Source organism: Chryseobacterium sp. VAUSW3 (assembly GCF_002205795.1).
Taxonomy (GTDB): domain Bacteria; phylum Bacteroidota; class Bacteroidia; order Flavobacteriales; family Weeksellaceae; genus Kaistella; species Kaistella yananensis.
In genome coordinates this window covers 651648-669529 of the sequence record NZ_NIUY01000002.1, presented here as the reverse complement: position 1 = coordinate 669529, position 17882 = coordinate 651648, and the positions used below count along the sequence as shown (strand labels likewise).

Annotated in this window: 18 protein-coding genes; 10 read left to right on the top strand and 8 right to left on the bottom strand. The window is 39.2% G+C overall.

Annotated features, from left to right (window positions below; genetic code table 11):
- The first annotated feature begins 4 nt into the window (after positions 1-4).
- Genes CDW55_RS08350 through CDW55_RS08340 form a run of 3 tightly spaced genes read left to right on the top strand, consistent with a single transcriptional unit; the run spans position 5 to position 2472 of the window.
- Positions 5-538 (top strand): YceI family protein, encoded by a 534-nt coding sequence (locus CDW55_RS08350; RefSeq protein ID WP_088469284.1) that lies wholly within the window; start codon positions 5-7, stop codon positions 536-538.
- Between the two features lie 37 nt (positions 539-575).
- Complete coding sequence (locus CDW55_RS08345; RefSeq protein WP_088469283.1) at positions 576-1904, top strand: hypothetical protein; 1329 nt, start codon at positions 576-578, stop codon at positions 1902-1904.
- Between the two features lie 58 nt (positions 1905-1962).
- Positions 1963-2472 (top strand): YceI family protein, encoded by a 510-nt coding sequence (locus CDW55_RS08340; protein ID WP_088469282.1) that lies wholly within the window; start codon positions 1963-1965, stop codon positions 2470-2472.
- Between the two features lie 83 nt (positions 2473-2555).
- On the opposite strand, the gene CDW55_RS08335 is transcribed toward CDW55_RS08340, so the two are convergent.
- Together CDW55_RS08335 and queG are read right to left on the bottom strand one after the other, a co-directional pair.
- Complete coding sequence (locus CDW55_RS08335; protein WP_088469281.1) at positions 2556-3233, bottom strand: TIGR02117 family protein; 678 nt, start codon at positions 3231-3233, stop codon at positions 2556-2558.
- Positions 3234-3547: 314 nt separating this feature from the next.
- Complete coding sequence (queG, locus tag CDW55_RS08330) at positions 3548-4477, bottom strand: tRNA epoxyqueuosine(34) reductase QueG (protein ID WP_088469280.1); 930 nt, start codon at positions 4475-4477, stop codon at positions 3548-3550.
- A 101-nt stretch (positions 4478-4578) separates the two neighbouring features.
- Here queG and CDW55_RS08325 point away from each other — a divergent pair, with 101 nt between their 5' ends.
- The 5 genes from CDW55_RS08325 to CDW55_RS08305 all read left to right on the top strand — a co-directional run bounded on the left by CDW55_RS08325 (position 4579) and on the right by CDW55_RS08305 (position 8285).
- Positions 4579-4869: a rhodanese-like domain-containing protein gene (locus CDW55_RS08325; RefSeq protein WP_088469279.1), complete on the top strand. Its 291-nt coding sequence runs from the start codon at positions 4579-4581 to the stop codon at positions 4867-4869.
- Positions 4870-5118: 249 nt separating this feature from the next.
- The gene (locus CDW55_RS08320; RefSeq protein WP_088469278.1) at positions 5119-5682 is read left to right on the top strand and encodes a hypothetical protein; all 564 of its coding nucleotides are present in this window, start codon (positions 5119-5121) and stop codon (positions 5680-5682) included.
- 110 nt (positions 5683-5792) lie between these two features.
- Positions 5793-6842: a glucokinase gene (locus CDW55_RS08315; RefSeq protein ID WP_088469277.1), complete on the top strand. Its 1050-nt coding sequence runs from the start codon at positions 5793-5795 to the stop codon at positions 6840-6842.
- Positions 6843-7017: 175 nt separating this feature from the next.
- Positions 7018-7584 carry a YceI family protein gene (locus CDW55_RS08310; protein WP_088469276.1) on the top strand — a complete coding sequence of 189 codons (567 nt, stop codon included), beginning with the start codon at positions 7018-7020 and terminating at the stop codon, positions 7582-7584.
- A gap of 59 nt (positions 7585-7643) precedes the next feature.
- Positions 7644-8285 carry an alpha/beta hydrolase gene (locus CDW55_RS08305; protein ID WP_088469275.1) on the top strand — a complete coding sequence of 214 codons (642 nt, stop codon included), beginning with the start codon at positions 7644-7646 and terminating at the stop codon, positions 8283-8285.
- Here the strand turns inward: CDW55_RS08305 and CDW55_RS08300 are convergent, their stop codons facing one another.
- Entirely contained in the window at positions 8286-9950 is a 1665-nt protein-coding gene (locus tag CDW55_RS08300) for an ABC1 kinase family protein (RefSeq protein ID WP_088469274.1), read from the bottom strand. It lies immediately after the preceding gene.
- Positions 9951-10252: 302 nt separating this feature from the next.
- Between CDW55_RS08300 and CDW55_RS08295 the strand changes: the two genes are divergently transcribed.
- Positions 10253-11671 (top strand): L-serine ammonia-lyase, encoded by a 1419-nt coding sequence (locus CDW55_RS08295; RefSeq protein WP_088469273.1) that lies wholly within the window; start codon positions 10253-10255, stop codon positions 11669-11671.
- A 10-nt stretch (positions 11672-11681) separates the two neighbouring features.
- Here the strand turns inward: CDW55_RS08295 and CDW55_RS08290 are convergent, their stop codons facing one another.
- From CDW55_RS08290 to CDW55_RS08270, 5 genes are all read right to left on the bottom strand, one after another.
- The gene (locus tag CDW55_RS08290; RefSeq protein ID WP_088469272.1) at positions 11682-12527 is read right to left on the bottom strand and encodes a prephenate dehydrogenase; all 846 of its coding nucleotides are present in this window, start codon (positions 12525-12527) and stop codon (positions 11682-11684) included.
- A gap of 36 nt (positions 12528-12563) precedes the next feature.
- On the bottom strand, positions 12564-12935 hold the full coding sequence (locus CDW55_RS08285; protein ID WP_088469271.1) for a hypothetical protein: 372 nt from the start codon (positions 12933-12935) through the stop codon (positions 12564-12566).
- Entirely contained in the window at positions 12936-14129 is a 1194-nt protein-coding gene (locus CDW55_RS08280) for an alanine dehydrogenase (protein ID WP_088469270.1), read from the bottom strand.
- Positions 14130-14221: 92 nt separating this feature from the next.
- A complete protein-coding gene (gene tsaE / locus CDW55_RS08275; protein ID WP_088469269.1) occupies positions 14222-14629 on the bottom strand; it encodes a tRNA (adenosine(37)-N6)-threonylcarbamoyltransferase complex ATPase subunit type 1 TsaE in 408 nt (135 codons plus the stop codon).
- 11 nt (positions 14630-14640) lie between these two features.
- The gene (locus CDW55_RS08270) at positions 14641-15642 is read right to left on the bottom strand and encodes an isoaspartyl peptidase/L-asparaginase family protein (protein WP_088469559.1); all 1002 of its coding nucleotides are present in this window, start codon (positions 15640-15642) and stop codon (positions 14641-14643) included.
- 241 nt (positions 15643-15883) lie between these two features.
- On the opposite strand from CDW55_RS08270, the gene dnaG reads away from it, so the two are divergent.
- Positions 15884-17860 carry a DNA primase gene (dnaG, locus tag CDW55_RS08265; RefSeq protein ID WP_088469558.1) on the top strand — a complete coding sequence of 659 codons (1977 nt, stop codon included), beginning with the start codon at positions 15884-15886 and terminating at the stop codon, positions 17858-17860.
- The last annotated feature ends 22 nt before the right edge of the window (positions 17861-17882 follow it).

Below are 17882 nucleotides of genomic sequence, written 5' to 3'. Positions count from 1 at the left end.
AACAATGACAAACTTATCCAATTTCAAAATGTTGCTCTTAGCCTTCGGACTTTTCTCGGGAATGGCAAGCGCCCAGGCGATCAGCAGCAAAACGGTGAAGACTACTGTTTCAGGAACATCTACGATGCACGACTGGACGATGACCTCAACTTCCGGAACTTTTTCAGGTACAGTAGCAGGAAATGCCATCAACAACATCCAATATAATCTTGGAGCCAAGACCCTGAAAAGTGGAAAAGGTGCGATGGACAGCAATGCGTACAAAGCGATGAAAGCGGATAAATTCCCGAACATCACCTTTACAGCAACTTCTGTGAATATTGGTAAAGGTACCATCACAGGAAAATTAAAAGTAACTGATGTTACCAAAACCGTAAGTTTCCCGGTTACCGTAGCAAAATCAGGCAACTCTTATACGATTACCGGTACTGAAACTATTAAAATGACCGATTACGGGGTTACTCCTCCTTCTTTTATGATGAATACTGTGAAAACCGGAAATGAAATTAAAATCACGGTTAATGTAACAGCCAACTAAAAATCAAATAATACTAATATATCTAAATTTTAAAAATATGAAAACTATGTTAATGAGAGCTTCAATGCTTGCAGTACTGTTCTCCGGAGTAATTAGTGCACAAGATACTACCACTTCTATGAGAGATTATTTAGCTCCTGAAAAAGCCAGCAGAAATGTATTTGAAGATCCAAAAGGAGCTTCTCCAGAATTCGATGGTGTGAAAGTTTCCGTTGGTGGCGATTTCGCCTTACAGTTCCAGTCGCTTGATCACTCTACAGAAGCACCTTCTTTAGGTACCGTAGGTACTACAACAACTCCTAACACTTTACAGGTGATGGGTAGTGATTTCAACCTTCCAACAGCGAACTTAGATTTGAATGCTTACCTTGCTAAAGGGGTAAAAATGCACTTAAGAACATATCTTTCTGCACGTCACCACAATGAAGCTTGGGTAAAAGGTGGATACATCCAAATCGACGATCTTGATTTCATTAAAGAAGGTTTCGCAGCGAATATCATGAAACACGCGAGAGTAAAAGTGGGTATGGATGAAATTAACTATGGTGATTACCATTTCAGAAGAAGTGATAACGCTGAAACCATCAACAACCCATTCGTAGGAAACTTTATCATGGACAATTTCTCTACAGAAGCTTTTGGTGAAGGTTATTTATTCTATAACAACTTTATCGGTATGGTGGGTATTTCTAATGGTAAACTTAACCAGACTGCTGTAAAAGGAACCAACTGGAACTCTCCGTCAGTATATGCTAAATTAGGATTCGACAAACAGATCAGCGAAGATCTTAGAGTAAGATTAACAGGATCTTTCATCCAGACTAACGGATTGTCTACAGGTGGTTATCTTTACAATGCAGACCGTGCAGGTGGTAGATATTACTACGTTCTTTTAACTCAAAATGATGCGATGGGAACTTCAAACTATGCAACCGGTAGATTCAACCCAGGATTCAAAAAAATGAAAGCTTTCCAGGTAAACCCATTCGTTAAATATCAAGGTCTTGAATTCTTTGGAGCTTACGAATATGTAACCGGTAACAAAGCGAGTGGTTTAAATGAAAGAGCTACAGATGGCGATTACACACAGCTTGCAGCAGAATTGCTTTACAGATTCGGTAACAAAGAACAGTTCTATTTTGGTGGACGTTATAACTCAATCAGCGGTCAGGACGATGACGTTTCCGCAGAAAGAAAAATCGACAGATTCAATATCGCAGGTGGTTGGTTCATGACCAAAAATATCCTTGCTAAAGTAGAATATGTGAATCAGAAATACAACAACGATCCTGTTTGGGGTGCAACAAGCGCACTGAGAGGTGGTAAATTTAATGGGTTGATGTTTGAAGCAACCATAGGTTTCTAATTTTTAATATTTTTTCTGAAAAGGGATTGTTTTCAATCCCTTTTCTATCTTTAATATCATGAAAAATACAATCGCCATACTGCTCCTCATTATCTCTCCAGTAATGTTTTTCGCTCAACAAAACGGAGTGGAAATTAACGGATGGACGAATGTAAATACATTTAAATGCACCAACATTAATTTTAAAAATTCGCCCACGATTTATTCTTTTTCAGGAAATCAGCTTCCGAATTTACAGTTACAGGTCAACGATTTCGACTGTAAAAACAGAATGATGACTGCGGATTTCCGTAAAACACTGCACTCCGACAAATATCCGGTGCTTACGATAAAATTTATAAATTTCGCCAGAACAAGCGCCAACAGATTTTCAGCAACTGTTGAAGTGAAGATGATGACCGTTACCAGAAAATACAATATCGAATTCAGCGAATACAAAAACAGTTTGGTAGGCAATAAGAGACTCAAATTTTCAGATTTCAATATCGTGCCTCCTAAGAAAATGGGTGGGATGGTGTATGTGAAAGACGAACTCGATTTATTGTTCAGTCTTGCGGTTAAGGACTAAAAAAAATCATATTAAAGACATCAGTGCTTTTTTTCATCATACATGATATTTTAATGATAACTCTCCGGAAACTGGGAGTTTTTTTATTGGTAATGCTGAAAAATGCCCCGGTCACTCGGCGTCCAAAGTGCGGCTTTTTGTCCTGCAGCTTTCAGTCCGTTGTTTGTCCACGTATTGCAGGTATTAAGAAAGCTGTAGCGGCCTCTTGCATCATAAAATGCATCGTTGTTGCCGTAAACAGCGTCTGTTTTTATAAGAATTGGTTTCCCTGTCGGATTCCTGTCGAATTTATCCCGGATGAAACCTATTAAATCTAAATACTGTTTTTGTGTTAAAGTAATTTTTTTGCAGTCTTCGCCTTCCGTCATCGATTCGTAAAAAGTGCAGTGCATGGCAGATTCGCTCATCCAGAAGGCAGCTTTCACAGCGGTAGAAAGTTTTAGCTCAGCCCACGTCGGGGTGTCCAGATAAAAACCTTTATCTCCCCAACCGATCGATAAATATTTGAAGTCGGTTCTTTTAGAGCGGGTATTTTCAAACGGAATTTCTGTGCTCCAGTCAATCTCCGGCGATTTTACAGGAACCACCAAATCGGTATGAACACCGTTGGTGAGAATGTAAATATCAATATACTTAGGTTGTGTTACAGATCTTGCAGGAACTTCAATGTAAGGGATCAAAAATCCGCAGAGCAGATAAACTCCTATAATGCCGATGATGGCCCAAACTGTTTTTAGAATCGTGAGAACAAATTTCTTCATTCTCAAATGTAAAATAAATTTATCATTAAATTATTCCTTAAGTATTTGTCTTTTTGAAAAATATTTCTAAATTTATTTGCATAAATATTAGCATATATGCCCAAGAAATCTAAATCAGCGAAGAAATTAAAAATTCGTGTAAAAGTAGCACCAAAAAGAACACAGAAAAGACACTGATCTTTATGGAAAATTTATTTTCCGGAAGATCATTTTTTTTCTTTGAACTTTTTATCAGAATTCAATTCAATCATGTGAAATCATGGTTGCAGAAGTATCTTCTCAATAATTCGGAGTTTTATTGTTCCGAGAAAGCTTTATTCACTCAAAAAATCAATATTTCTTTTCAAGCCTGCGAACTTCGTTCTTTTAACAGGAGATTTACGGAAAATTTCAGAGAATATTTCCTGTGAAAGTTCTTGCCAGTCCTGTTTTGTGTAGCTTTTGAGATGATGATTGGGTTTGAATTTTTCCTGATGATGCGGTACGGAAAACCGGTTCCAGGGGCAAACATCCTGACAGATATCGCACCCGAACATCCAGTCCTCCATCTTATTTTTAAAACTTTCAGGAATTTCGTTTTTCAGTTCAATAGTCGCGTAAGAAATGCATTTGCTGCCGTCAATAATTTTATCAGAAACGATGGCCTCCGTAGGGCAGGCATCGATGCATTTTCTGCAGGTACCGCAATGATCGGTGGTTGGCATATCTTCAGTAAGATCCAGATCGCAGATAATTTCCGCCAGAAAATAAAACGAACCACTTTGTTTGGTGATAAGGTTTGCATTTTTCCCTACCCAGCCAATTCCGGATTTTCTTGCCCAGCTTCTCTCCAGAACAGGAGCCGAATCGGTAAAAACCCGGCAATGGAAATCACCGATTTCTTCCTTCAGCTCCGCCACCATTTCCTCCAGAATTGCTTTTATAATTTCATGATAATCCTGCCCGTAAGCATATTTTGAGATTTTAAAGGTATCAAAATCTGAAATTTTTTCCTCCGGAAAGTAATTGTAGGAAAGAGAAATTACCGATTTAGAACCTTCCACAAGTAGCGTTGGATCCAGCCTTTTGTCAAAATAATTCTCCATGTACTGCATTTGCCCGTGATAATTATTCTGAAGCCAGTTTTCGAAAGGCTCTGCATCTTCCTCCAGAAATCCCGCTTTTGAAATCCCACAGTTCTGAAAACCAAATTTTTTGGCTTTGGCTTTAATCAGTGCTGAATATTTTTGCGGTAATGTGCTCATTTTTTCTAGTGCAAAACTAACATTATTTCATAAATTTGCTGTGAATCACAGTAAGTAAATCGTAACCAAATCATTTTACATTCACCCTAAAAATTTAATTTATGTCATTAGTAGAAGTATTACAATCAAAAAACTATCATTTAATAGACGTGCGCGAACCTATGGAACTTGAAATGGACGGTCATTTTGAAGAAGCACAGAATATTCCTTTAGGCGAGATTGAGGACCGTAAACAAGAGATTCTTAATCTCAGTGGAACAAAAGTCTTTTTCTGCAGAAGTGGTAACAGAAGCGGAAAAGCAATGGAATATTTCAAATCGCAGGGAATGACTGATGTGTATAACGGAGGTGGATATGCAGAGGTGAAGGCCGCTTTAGAAAGTCTTTCATAATCTTTAAAAAATTATAAATGGGCCGGGTTCTAAGACTTGGCTCATTTTTTTTTGCCAAAATGTACGTGTTTGGTAATAATTGACAGAATTTTTATCGTAAAAATATAAACGAATGTTTAAATTTTTAAGCAATGTAACGATTTGTATTTCAGTTAAATGAGGATTTGGTGATCGTTTGCAAAGCGCAAGGTTATTCAATTTGGCACGATTTTGACAAGTAGAATCCATGTAAAATTAAAATTTGAAATTATGAAATCAATGAAGAAAACAATCCTTGCATTAGGATTAATGACCGCAGGTTTAGTGAGTGCACAAAGTGCTGATATGAGAAACATGCTTAAAGTAGGAGTTAACGGTGGTATTGCTGTTCCTGCTGAAAATGCTGGAGGAACTGTAGGAGTAGATCTTTCTTACCAGAATTTAGTAACTCCTGGTTTCGGTTTAGGTATTGCAACTGGGTACAGCCATTTCTTTGGTAGAGAAAACGGCACCATCGATAATAACGATTTCGGAGTTGTTCCTGTTGCAGCTTTAATTAGAGTGTATCCTAAGCAGACAGGTTTTTATTTAGGAACTGATTTGGGTTACGGTTTCATCGTAGGTGATGATAAAGTTGCTGCAAACAGAACTGAAGATAGACCAGACGGTGGTTTCTATATTAAACCGGAAATCGGATACCACAACAAAGACTGGAATTTCTCCCTTCAGTATCAGAAAACATTCACAGGAGACAAAGGACAGATTGGTGACCAAAAATACAATGCTGGCGCAATCGGTGTAGGAGTTGGTTACAACATTCCTTTAGGAAAATAATGCATTAACGCACAGCAATTGATAAAACCTTCTTAAATTTTTTGTTTTAAGAAGGTTTTTTTTTAAGTTTTCTAAAAACTATTATTATCTTTGGTTGATACATTAAAAAGATGGAATCTAAAAATAACTTCAAATTATACTTACCCGCTCTGAATGCTGATTGTAACGCAGATATTTCGCTTGTTGCAGCTGATATTCGTCAGGACATAACCTATGTTGCGCACTACATAACCCAAAATAAAAAGGTTGCCGTGCAGAAAGAAGCTGCTTATAACACAAAGGATTTTGCGTCTTTTTCGGAAATTGTCAACCGGTTTATAACTGAATATTCTATCACAAGCATTGATAAGATTGCAGTAGCGGTTCCTGGCCCTGTAATTGCCGGTAAAAGCGAACCACAGCGTCTTTCCTGGACTCTTGACGCAGAAAAAATTAAGGCTGAAACCAATGTAAACAAAGTTTATCTGATCAACGATCTGGAGGCTTCGGCTTATGGGTTGGATAATGATGATGAAAGTGGTTTTCTTACAATTCATCGGTCGGATGATTTTGTACCCGGTAACGTGGCAGTGCTTTCTCCCGGAGCCGGTTTAGGAGAGGCTGGTTTGTTCTGGGATGGTGAATGCCTGCGCCCTTTCGCAACCGAAGGCGGACACTGCGAATTTTCGCCCCGTACCAGCGATGAGGTAGAATTTTATCAGTTTCTGCAAAAAATCTACGGAATTGTAACCTGGGAATCTGTACTTTCAACTTCAGGATTGTTTAATATTTACAGATTTTTACGAGATGTAAAACAACAGAAGCAGCCAGACTGGTTAACGAAAGAAATCGAAGCAGGAAACTTTACAGAGGCAATTATAAATGGCGCACTGGAAAAACGTGACAGAATCTGTAATATGACCATCGATACTTTTCTTATTTTCCTCGCCCGCGAAGCAAACAGTTTGGTTCTGAAACTGAAGGCAACCGGTGGTTTATATTTAACCGGCGATATTCCTGTAATGCTTCAGAAATATCTCAGCAACGATAAATTTTACAAAAACTTTATCGTAAGCGATAAAATGGAAGTTGTTCTTAAGGATATCCCGATTTATCTCGTGAAAGACCAAAAGACAATAATCAACGGAGCGGCATTGTACGCAGCTTTTTTTACAGAATAAAAGTTTTTTGAAATAATATAAACTCCGGTACGCTAGACTGCACACCGGAGTTTTTTTTAATGCCATTTAGAAAAACATTCAGCATAGATTTGTCAAAAAATTTATTTTATTATGATCAAGGTTTGTTACACTCAAAAGCAAACCTTAGTTTTACGCAATTATAATATCAAAATAAATGAAGAAATTAGCACTATTAGCCATTTTAGTGAGTGGTTTGGCATTTGGGCAGTCAAAGAAAGTTGTAGCATCCGATGTACATTGGTGGGGTTATAAAATCGCAAAAACCCAGGCTTCATCTCACGACGGAACAGTAAACGTAAAATCCGGAAATATTGTGATGAAAGGCAATCACGTTGTTGGCGGAACTTTCATTCTGGATATGACTTCTGTAAATGCCACCGATTTGGCCGGCGAATCTCAGACCAAACTAAATAACCACCTTAAAAACGGAGATTTCTTCGAAGTCGATAAATATCCTACAGCAATCTACACCGTTACGTCTGTAAAGAAAAATTCTGATAAAATTTACAACTACATCGTCAACGGAAATCTTACCGTAAAAGGAAAAACCAATGCCGTTTCTTTCCCAGCCAAAATTTCTTACAGTAAAGGAGTAGTGAATTTGGTTTCAGATAAATTTTCTTTCGACAGACAGCAGTTCGATGTTGCGTATAAAGCAGCAATGAAAGATGTTCTGGTAAAAGATGATATCGATATGCTGGTGAAGGTTACCGCAAAATAATTCTTAAAAAATTTAAAGTTAAAGAGCAGATTTACCTGCTCTTTTTTTATTTTTACATCATGAAACTTTACGTAATTAGCGGACTTGGTGCCGATTTCAAAGTACTCGAAAAACTGAAATTTCCAAAACAGCTGGAAGTGGTTTTTCTTGATTGGTTAATGCCGGAAAGAGGCGAAAGTTTTCATCATTATGTAGAACGTATGGCCGAAAAAATCGATGATTCGCAGCCTTTTTATCTCCTCGGATATTCTTTTGGCGGAATCATGGTTCAGGAAATTGATAAAATTAAACCTGCTGAAAAAATTGTGATTCTGGGAAGTATAAAATCCGACAGGGAGAAATCACGATTCATTAAAGTTGGCGAAATCACCAAAATACCAAAATATCTTCCTGAAAATATCTTTACCGAAAAATCAGCTCTTGCGTATGCCTTTATCAGGAGGTTTTTCGATCCGAAAAATCCAAAACTAATGGATTATTTTACGGTTCGTGACCCCTATTATCTAAAATGGAGCATTGAAAAAATTGCTGAATGGAAGTTTAAAGAAAACCCAAAAGTCATTCAGATTTGTGCTGATAAAGACATCGTATTTCCAATAAAATATTCGAAACCTAACTATGTGATTGAAAACGGAACGCATCTTTTTCCGGCAACCAAGCACCGCGAAGTTTCCGAACTTTTAAGCAAAATTTTCAGCTGATTATTTTCTTAGATTTAAATCTTCGTCTTTCATCATCATCCGCAGCACCAGCCAAAGCCCAATAACAGCGGCTGTACAGAAAAAAATCATTGCCAATCCCGGATATCCCAAAATGGTAAAGTTTGATGGGATCCGCATCAGCAGGGCAGCACCAATAATCAGCGCAGCGATGATGACGCCAATCGATATTCTGTTCGCTACTTTCTGAAAACCGTCCGTCAGTCGCTGTTCATCAATCGCGTCTATTTTAATTTCAAATTCGTTATTGGCAAGTTTTTCTGTAATAATGTTAAGTCTTTCCGGCAGTTTTTCGCTGAGCTTTTTTGCTTCCAAAGCTTCTGCAAAGAAGTTGTCGGGTTTCAGTTCCTGAAGCATTTTTTTCTGCATCAGTTTTTCCACATTCCGTTCAATGGCACGCTGTAAATCGTAATCAGGAGTAAGCACCGCCACAATCTGATCCATATTCATCAGTATTTTCCCAAGAATATTAAGCTCCACGGGAAGTTTAATGCTTTTTTCCGCGGCAACTTTATTCATCTGAATCAGCAGTCTTCCTGTCTGTAGGTCTTTTGCAGTTTTGTTCTGTGAATCTAAAACGAGGCGGTTAATTTCTTTTCTGAATCCGGCAAGGTCCGCATTTTTATCGTAATCGCTCATTTTAAGCAGCGTATTGGCTGTTTCCTCTCCATTATATTTGCTGATGGCAATAAGTAACTTTAAAATATTTTCGCGCAGATCCGGGCCGAACTTAGCCACCATACCCAAATCCATGAGCGCGATTCTGTTGTCTTTGGTAAGATGAACATTTCCCGGATGTGGGTCAGCATGGGCAAATCCGTCGAAAATGATCTGTTTCAGATAAGCGGCAACCAGTTCATCAACCAAAGGTTTGTAATTGGTTTCTATTCTGGAGATAGGGGAAATTGAGGTTATTTTCTGCCCGTCGATATAATCCATCGTAAGGATTTTCGAGGTAGAGTAGCCTTCAACAGGCTGAGGAATGACGATTTTAGCATACTTCCTGGTATTTTCTCCCAGGGCGATAAGGTTTTCCGCCTCTTTTACATAATCGAGCTCATTAAGCAGAATGAAACGCAATTCATCTAATGTCTCATCAACCGCGTATTTCTTTGCTGTTTTGCTGTGTTTTACCGCAACGTCTGTAAGCTCTTTTAAGGTATCGAGATCTTCGATGAAATTTTTTCTAACGCCCGGTCTTTGAATTTTTACAGCAACTTTCTTTCCGGAACGCAGAACCGCAAGGTGAACCTGGCCGATAGAAGCACTTGCGAGTGGCTGCACCTCGAAACTTTCAAACGCCTTCGAAATGCGCTGCCCAATTTCTTCTTCTACAATTTTCTGAACTTCGCTGTACGGAATTTCTTCTACATAATCCTGTAACGATTCCAGTGCCTTCAGATAAGGTTCGGGAATCAGATCTGGCCGTGTGGAAAGCAACTGACCCAACTTAACGTACGTAGGACCCATATTTTTGAGGTCTTCGGCAAGTTCCTCGGGGTTTTTGTAATCGTGTTCAGAATCATCGAAATTTTCACTGTTTAGTGCATTTTCACTTGCAGCTTTGAAAACATCGCTGTTCCAGTATTTCAAAATGAACGAAATAAATTTGGTATAATTGCTGAATTTTTCGGGGATTGTAGACATAATTTATTTTTTGAAATTACCGTTACAAAAACCGTGCTTATTGGGGTTGATTTGTTTTCTACTTTTCAAGTTTTCTGAAGTATCCTCTGAGAAAAATGTTTTGTTTCACTCACCAATTTCTACAAGAAATGATTTTAGGGGATAATTTATGCGGTCGAAAGCGAACATGCTGCACTACAAAACGATTAGCTCATCGAATTATCGCTATCGAATCTACTCATAATTTGACGAAAATAATGCATTTTCGGTGATGGTTTCTTTTTGTATTTTGGTATCGAATAAAAGGTTATTTTTGCAGCATTATGCAGTCAATAAGTGTTTTTGAAATTATCAAAGTCGGCATCGGTCCATCAAGTTCTCACACCATGGGTCCGTGGAACGCGGCTGAAAGTTTTTTAGACTTAATCCGAAGAAGCCATCATATTTCTGAGGTTAAGGAAGTCTTTGTGGAATTTTTCGGGTCTCTGGCAAAAACCGGAATCGGTCACGGAACCGATATTGCCGGAATGCTTGGCCTGTCAGGTGAAAATTTTAAAATGATTGACACAACACTGATAGATTCGAAGATCGAAGACATTAAATCCTCAAACCAGATTAATCTGGGTGCAGAAAAGGTGATTCCCTTTGTTTACGGACATCATTTAATTCTCAATAAACAGCGTTCACTGGATTTTCATCCGAACGGAATGATTTTTAAAGCAGTTTTCGAAAACGGTGAAGAGATTACTCAGGATTATTATTCGATCGGCGGAGGCTTTATTGCGACTCAGGAAGAAAATTCCTATGAGACCCATTGTGTTAGAACACTTTATCCTTGCCATAATGGTGATGATCTTATGAGGAATATTCAAAAATTAGGTCTTAAAAAAATTTCAGATTTAATTTTCATGAATGAAGAATCCTGGCGCCCCAAAGAAGAAACCGAGCAGGAAGCGCTTTATATCTGGCAACAAATTAAGGAATGCATTTATAAAGGCGTGACGAAAGAAGGTATTTTGCCGGGAGGATTAAATGTTACACGCCGTGCAGCCGGCTTAAATCAGAAACTTCTGGGCGAAAAAAAATACAGCAACATTAACGAATGGTTTACCCATGTTGTTGAAGCTGAAGAAACATTTACAAATATCAACAAATGGGTTTCGTGCTTTGCTTTGGCGGTAAACGAGGAAAATGCCAGTTTCGGCAGAATTATTACTGCGCCAACTAATGGCGCCAGTGGTGTAATTCCGGCGGTTCTTATGTATTCTCAGGCTTTTACGGCGCACCGCACTGAAGAAGATATTATCCGTTTTCTTTTGGTAGCGGGAGAAATCGGGACTTTATTCAAAAAAAATTCAACCATATCCGCAGCAATGGGCGGTTGCCAGGCAGAAGTAGGCGTTTCATCAGCAATGGCCGCAGCGGGACTTACTGAAATCATGGGCGGAAGTCCAGGACAGGTGTTAATGGCAGCAGAAATCGCCATGGAACACCATTTGGGAATGACCTGTGATCCGATTGCCGGACTGGTTCAGATTCCGTGTATTGAAAGAAATTCCATGGGTGCCATCAAGGCGATAACCGCGGCAAATATTGCGATAGAATCGGATCCTACAAAAGCAAAAGTTTCACTCGACCAAGTCATTCAGTCGATGTGGGATACGGCACAAAGTATGAGCGACCGATTTAAGGAAACTTCAGAAGGCGGTTTAGCGATTGCAGTGAATGTGGCTGAATGTTAAGTTCAGAGACTTATTTATCTAAAATTCCGCGGATTTTATTGGCATTTCTGATGAGATCTTCCAGAAGATCGTAATTCTCTTTTTCCAGGGCTGATTTAAATTTTCGGAGCTGGGAGATATGTTCGTTCAGCACATCCAGCACATTTTCTTTATTCTGTTTAAAGATGGGGACCCACATTTCCGGATGCGATTTCGCCAGACGCACGGTACTCGAAAAACCGGTACTCGCCAATTGGAAAATGGTGTCTTCTTCGCGCTCTTTTTCTAAAACCGTATTGGCAAGCGCATAAGAAGTGATGTGCGAAATATGCGAAATATAAGCCGTGTGAATGTCGTGATCTTCCGCAGACATATAAATCAGATGCATGTCGAGATTTTTTGCCGTATTTTCTACTGTTTTCAGCGCATCTTCCGCGGAATGTTCGCGGTCACAGATTACCGCTGCGCGACCTGAAAAACTTTCGGATAATGCATTCTGAGGTCCGGAATTTTCGGTTCCCCACATGGGGTGAAACGCGACGAAACGGTTCCTGTTGACGTGATTTGTTACTGAATTTACAATTCCCGCTTTGGTGGAACCTGCATCCATAACTGTTTGTTGCTGTGTCACAAGATTGAGAACTTTGGGCAACAGTTTTTTTGCAGCATCAACCGGAATCGCAATAATAACTAAATCTGAATTTTTCACCGCTTTTTCAAGTGAAGCAATTTCATCGATCATCCCGAGCTTTTTCGCTGCGTGAAGGTGATTTTTGTTCTGGTCAACTCCATAAATGTGTGAAGCAAAACCTTTTGCTTTTAATTTCAGCGCCATAGAACCGCCGATTAATCCGACACCGATAATCGAAATTTTCATCTTTAAATAAGAATATTATGCGTAAGAATTATAAAACTATCTGAGTTTTTTTAGCGTATTGAATGTGTTCTGCTCCTTACATTTTTCGTAACTGATCTCAAACCTTGGATTCTTCTTTGGATAAACCAGAATGTAAGAAGGGCAGGGCTTCTTTTGTGCCTCACTACGCTCAAAATCTACTTCACCGAACGTAATGATGCTGTCTTTCAGGAACTTTTCGTCAATGTTATTGAGTTTCATCTCTTCGGAAAATGCCGGACTGTAAACCATTTCCTTGGAAAGTGTCTCTGCAATCACCCGGGAATTGGGAAGATAACCGCTGCAACTTGCCCCTTTTTTATTTAGAATGAAAAATACGAGCAGTAATCCCGGAATAAGACCGATAAGAAAGAATTTTAATTTTCTCATTTAAAAAATTAAAAGATTGATGTCATGATAAGTAAGGTCGAATCGGTCGCAGATGAGTTTTTTGGTGTGTCGGCCTTTGTACATATACAGCGACTGCTTCATTTCATTTTTGCGGACCAGCATATTTTCGAAACCACCCTCTTCATCGTAATTCAGAAGATAACTCAAAAAGAAATTAGAAACCGCCTTGGTCGTAGTTCGCGGCATTTTTGAGGTAAGATTTGGTAAGCCACAGTGAATGACGCCGTGTTTAATGATGTAAGGATCTTCCATATCCGTTAACTCGGAGGTTTCAATCACTTTTCCGTTGTCGATGGTTACGTCGATAATAACGCTCCCTTTTTTCATTTTCGAAACCATTTCTTCGGTAACGATAGGGCAGAGGCTGATTTTAGAAAGCGCACCAATTACCACATCGGCTCTTTTCAAACTTTTCGAAAGTTCCTTTGGATCAATGATTGAAGTGGGAACCCTTCCGTCAACCATCATGTGAAGTCTGCGGAGTTTTGAAAGTGAATTATCGAAAACTTTTACACTTGCTCCTAAACCTAAAGCTGCTTTTGTGGCAAACTCCCCAACAATTCCGGCTCCAAGGATCACAACTTCTGTTGGGCGAACACCTGTAATTCCTCCCAGCATTAAACCGTTGGAAAGTGCAAGAAGTTCTGCGGCATAAAGAATTGAAATATTGCCTGCAATTTCACCAATCAAGCGCACGAGAGAAAGCTGCTTGTACTCATCAACAATAAATTCAAATGCGATGGCGTTAACTTTCTTTTCGGCAAGTTTTTTAAAATATTCCTGATCGCGTAAATTGATTTGAAGCGCCGAAATAAGGTAGGTGCATGGCTTTAAAAATTCAATCTCTTCAATGGTTGGAGGATTTATTTTTAGAACCAGATCCTGCTGAAAAGCTTCGCGCGGATCATGGGTGATCTGAGCGCCGGCTTCTGAATATTGCAGATCGGTGAAAAATGATCCCTCGCCGGCTCCTGATTCTACTACAATCTGGTGACCGTGTTCTACTAAAACCTGAACGGCATCAGGCGTTAGGCAAGTTCTGCGTTCATTAAGACAGGTTTCTTTCGGAACTCCGATAGCAAACTGTTTTCCTTTTTTTACCACTTCCAGTTTTTCTTCCTGCGGCATCAGTTCCTGCTCAGAAAACGGGGTGAAAATATTTGTACTGCTCATTAGTTACGATTTGCGTATACAAAGAATAAGTTATTGATAGTCGATAAATAAAGCTACAAAGATACAATGATTTAGCGACTAAAAAATAAAATTTACTTGAAAGTAACGGTCCTTGTTTCTTCCTTGTTGCTTATCGTTATTTCGTGGTGAGGAAAACCTTGCAGTTCTTCTTCGTAAATTTCGGGCCATTCAATAATACAGAGTTGGGCATTATCCAGATATTCATCCATTCCAATATCGTAAACTTCGGTAATATTTTTCATACGGTAAAGATCGAAATGAAAGACTTTTCCTTTCGGAGTATGATACTCGTTCACAATAGCGTATGTCGGGGAAGAAACTTCGTCTTTGCTTCCCAAATTTTTCAGGAGAAATTTGGTGAATGTTGTTTTTCCGGCGCCCAGATTTCCTTTTAAAAGCAAAATGTTATGTTTGAAATGAGGCAAGATTTCATTAACCACATTTTGCCAGTCTTCAATTTTATTGATTTTAAATTCCATTGATTTTGAGTCTATTTATAGATTTCGATTTCAATTTCTCCGTTTTCGGTAACCGCGCCACGATACATTCCTGCTGTGTTGAAGGGCATTGCAATGTTTCCGTCTTTGTCTAAAGCGATTAAACCGCCATCTCCGCCCATTTTTTCGATCTGGTCGATGGTTTCCTGAGCTGCGGTTTTAAGGTCTTTATTTTGATATTCCATTTTTGCGGCAATGGTTCTTGCAGCTGTAGAACGGATGAAAAATTCGCCCCAACCGGTTCCTGAAATCCCAACCTGAGCATTGGCGTAAGTTCCTGCTCCGATAATTGGGGAATCGCCGATCCTGCCAAACTTTTTATTGCTCATTCCACCAGTGGAAGTTCCTGCGGCGATATTTCCGTTCTTATCCAGCGCAACTGCGCCCACGGTACCGAATTTCTGATCGATGAGATAAGAATCTTCAATGCTGTTCTGTGAAATTTTCGGCGTTTTTTCGGTTTCTTTCTTTTTGAGTTTTTGTAGTCCATCCCAACGGTCTTTGGTCCAGAAATATTTTGGATCTACGATTTCGAGTCCGTTTTCTTTTGCGAAAATTTCAGCGCCGTTTCCGGCAAGCATGACATGCGCGGATTTCTGCATCACAGCAATCGCTGCTTTTATGGGATTTTTTATGGTGTGAACTCCCGCAATGGCCCCTGCAGAAAGATCTTTCCCGTACATGATGGAGGCATCGAGTTCATTTTTTCCGTCGGAAGTGAAAACGGCACCTTTTCCTGCATTGAAAAGTGGCGAATCTTCCATAATCACTATTGCGGCTGCTACGGCGTCAACAGAAGAGCTTCCTTTCTTAATTTCAGCGTAACCTGCGGTTAAAGCTTCCGTAAGTTTTGCGCGGTAGGCTTTTTCTTTTTCTGCAGTCATGTTTTCGCGGGTAATGGTTCCTGCGCCGCCATGAATCACCAGAACATATTTTTTCTGGGCGGAACTGAAGATAAATGTGAATAATAACAGTAGAACGGAAAAGTTTTTCATGAGGTTAAAAATTTCATCAAAAATATGAAATTTGATGGTGACAACGATCTGGGTTGGTAAAACTTTATCATGCGCGTAAGGGATAGCAATGAAAAGCCCGGAATGCAGCAATGCGGAATGAGGACTTGTAATGAATAGCCCGACCCGGGCGGCTGTAAAAAATCGTTATTTTGATAAGCGCAGGCGAGGGTTACGCCCAAATAAATTGAAAAAACAAAAACTTATTTCCTATTTTTACCGAATGATTTCTAAAGCGACTATTGATAAAATATTTTCCACGATTCGGGTGGAAGAAATCATTGGCGAATATGTGCAACTGAAAAGAGCAGGCTCTAATTTTAAAGGGCTGAGTCCTTTTCATGAGGAAAAATCGCCGAGCTTTATCGTATCGCCAAGCAAACAGATCTGGAAAGATTTTTCGAGCGGAAAGGGTGGTACCGCCATTTCTTTCCTCATGGAAATTGAAAATTTTACTTATCCCGAAGCCCTTCGTCACGCCGCCAAGAAATACGGAATCGAAATAGAGGAAGACCGGCGGGAACTGAGCGAAGATGAAAAGCAGTCGCAAACAGACAAGGAAATTCTGTATAAAATTCATGAGATAGCCAATGATTTTTTTCAGCAGCAGCTTTTTGAAACTGAAGAAGGCAAGTCTGTCGGATATTCTTATTTTAAAGAGCGGGACCTGCGCGATGATATTATCAGGAAATTTCAGTTGGGTTATTCGCCGGAGCAGAAAGACAGTTTTACGAAGTTTGCTTTGGATAAAGTTTATTCTAAAGAAATTCTGGAAAAATCAGGCCTTTCGATTTTTCCGGAAAATACGCCTACGGGAGTTGACCGATTTCGGGAACGCGTGATGTTCCCGATTCACAGTTTTTCGGGCAGAGTGGTAGGTTTTGGCGGAAGAATCCTCCGGAATAATGTAAAAACCGCGAAATATCTGAATTCTCCTGAAACAGAAATCTACCATAAATCGAATGTTCTTTACGGTTTAAATCAAAGTAAGCAGGCTATTTCGAAAAATAATCTGTGCCTTCTTGTGGAAGGTTATATGGATGTAATCGCCCTTCATCAGGCAGGAATTGAAAATGTAGTTTCCAGTTCGGGCACAGCGCTTACGGTGGAACAGATAAAACTCATCAAGCGTCTTACCGAAAATGTCACTATTCTTTTTGACGGTGACTCTGCCGGAATTAAGGCAAGTTTCCGCAGTATCGATATGTTGCTTTCGGAAGCCATGAACATCCGTGTTTTGCTTTTTCCTGATGGTGACGACCCGGATTCGTTTTCGAGGAAACATCCGCAGGAATATGTGGAAAATTTCATTAAGAATGAGGCGAAAGATTTTATCGATTTCAAAGCTGAAATCTTACTGAAAGATGCCGGCAGCGATCCCATAAAAAAGGCAGAATCGATCCGCGATATCGTGAAATCGGTGGCTTTTGTTCAGAATTCGCTGAAGCAGGAAGTGTATTTAAAGGAAGTTTCAGCAAAATTCGGTATTTCAGAACAGTCACTTTTTAATGAACTCAACGTTCAGAAACAGGTTCAGAAACAACAGATTTCTCCGCAGCAGAGACAGGAAAAATCGGCTTCGGTAAAGCTGGAAAAAGTTCCTGAAGCTATTGAAAGCCTTGATCCTCTTTTAGAACTGGAAGAAAAATTGGTGAGCCATGTTCTTAATTTTGGTGATTATATTTTAAATAAGGTGAATTCGGATAACGAACCTTATCAGATATCGGTTTTGGAAGAAATTTTAAACCATTTGGAGGAAGATGATTACGAAATACAGTCGGCCGTTAATAAAATTATCGTTGATGAATTAAAGAGCGGAATCGCAAACAATAAAATTATTAAGGGAGATTTTTTCTTAACATTAATGGACCAAAATATCGTAATGAAAGTTTCGGACGCTATTTTGGAGCCTTACCAGCTAAGCAACTGGGAAAAAAGCAATATTTTCCCACCGAAATTGGGAGATAAAATCGCGGCCCAGATTGAGGATGATATTCTGATTCATAAAGGTCATTTCATTGAGAAAATAATTTATCAGTACCGGAACCTTTTAAATGAACACCGAAACGATAACGAGGCAGAATATTATGAAACCATAAAAAAAATACAAACTTTAAAATCGCTTTTAGACCAAATCAACCAAACGCTGAACCGATTAGTGACAAAAGGGCATATTTTTTTTAGGGAACAGAAATTGTAATTTAAAAAAGCAGAAAATAAAA

Coding starts and splice junctions, on each gene's coding strand:
- CDW55_RS08350 (WP_088469284.1), top strand. CDS start 5: ATGACAAACTTATCCAATTTCAAAATGTTGCTCTTAGCCTTCGGACTT.
- CDW55_RS08345 (WP_088469283.1), top strand. CDS start 576: ATGAAAACTATGTTAATGAGAGCTTCAATGCTTGCAGTACTGTTCTCC.
- CDW55_RS08340 (WP_088469282.1), top strand. CDS start 1,963: ATGAAAAATACAATCGCCATACTGCTCCTCATTATCTCTCCAGTAATG.
- CDW55_RS08335 (WP_088469281.1), bottom strand. CDS start 3,233: ATGAAGAAATTTGTTCTCACGATTCTAAAAACAGTTTGGGCCATCATC.
- queG (WP_088469280.1), bottom strand. CDS start 4,477: ATGAGCACATTACCGCAAAAATATTCAGCACTGATTAAAGCCAAAGCC.
- CDW55_RS08325 (WP_088469279.1), top strand. CDS start 4,579: ATGTCATTAGTAGAAGTATTACAATCAAAAAACTATCATTTAATAGAC.
- CDW55_RS08320 (WP_088469278.1), top strand. CDS start 5,119: ATGAAATCAATGAAGAAAACAATCCTTGCATTAGGATTAATGACCGCA.
- CDW55_RS08315 (WP_088469277.1), top strand. CDS start 5,793: ATGGAATCTAAAAATAACTTCAAATTATACTTACCCGCTCTGAATGCT.
- CDW55_RS08310 (WP_088469276.1), top strand. CDS start 7,018: ATGAAGAAATTAGCACTATTAGCCATTTTAGTGAGTGGTTTGGCATTT.
- CDW55_RS08305 (WP_088469275.1), top strand. CDS start 7,644: ATGAAACTTTACGTAATTAGCGGACTTGGTGCCGATTTCAAAGTACTC.
- CDW55_RS08300 (WP_088469274.1), bottom strand. CDS start 9,950: ATGTCTACAATCCCCGAAAAATTCAGCAATTATACCAAATTTATTTCG.
- CDW55_RS08295 (WP_088469273.1), top strand. CDS start 10,253: ATGCAGTCAATAAGTGTTTTTGAAATTATCAAAGTCGGCATCGGTCCA.
- CDW55_RS08290 (WP_088469272.1), bottom strand. CDS start 12,527: ATGAAAATTTCGATTATCGGTGTCGGATTAATCGGCGGTTCTATGGCG.
- CDW55_RS08285 (WP_088469271.1), bottom strand. CDS start 12,935: ATGAGAAAATTAAAATTCTTTCTTATCGGTCTTATTCCGGGATTACTG.
- CDW55_RS08280 (WP_088469270.1), bottom strand. CDS start 14,129: ATGAGCAGTACAAATATTTTCACCCCGTTTTCTGAGCAGGAACTGATG.
- tsaE (WP_088469269.1), bottom strand. CDS start 14,629: ATGGAATTTAAAATCAATAAAATTGAAGACTGGCAAAATGTGGTTAAT.
- CDW55_RS08270 (WP_088469559.1), bottom strand. CDS start 15,642: ATGAAAAACTTTTCCGTTCTACTGTTATTATTCACATTTATCTTCAGT.
- dnaG (WP_088469558.1), top strand. CDS start 15,884: ATGATTTCTAAAGCGACTATTGATAAAATATTTTCCACGATTCGGGTG.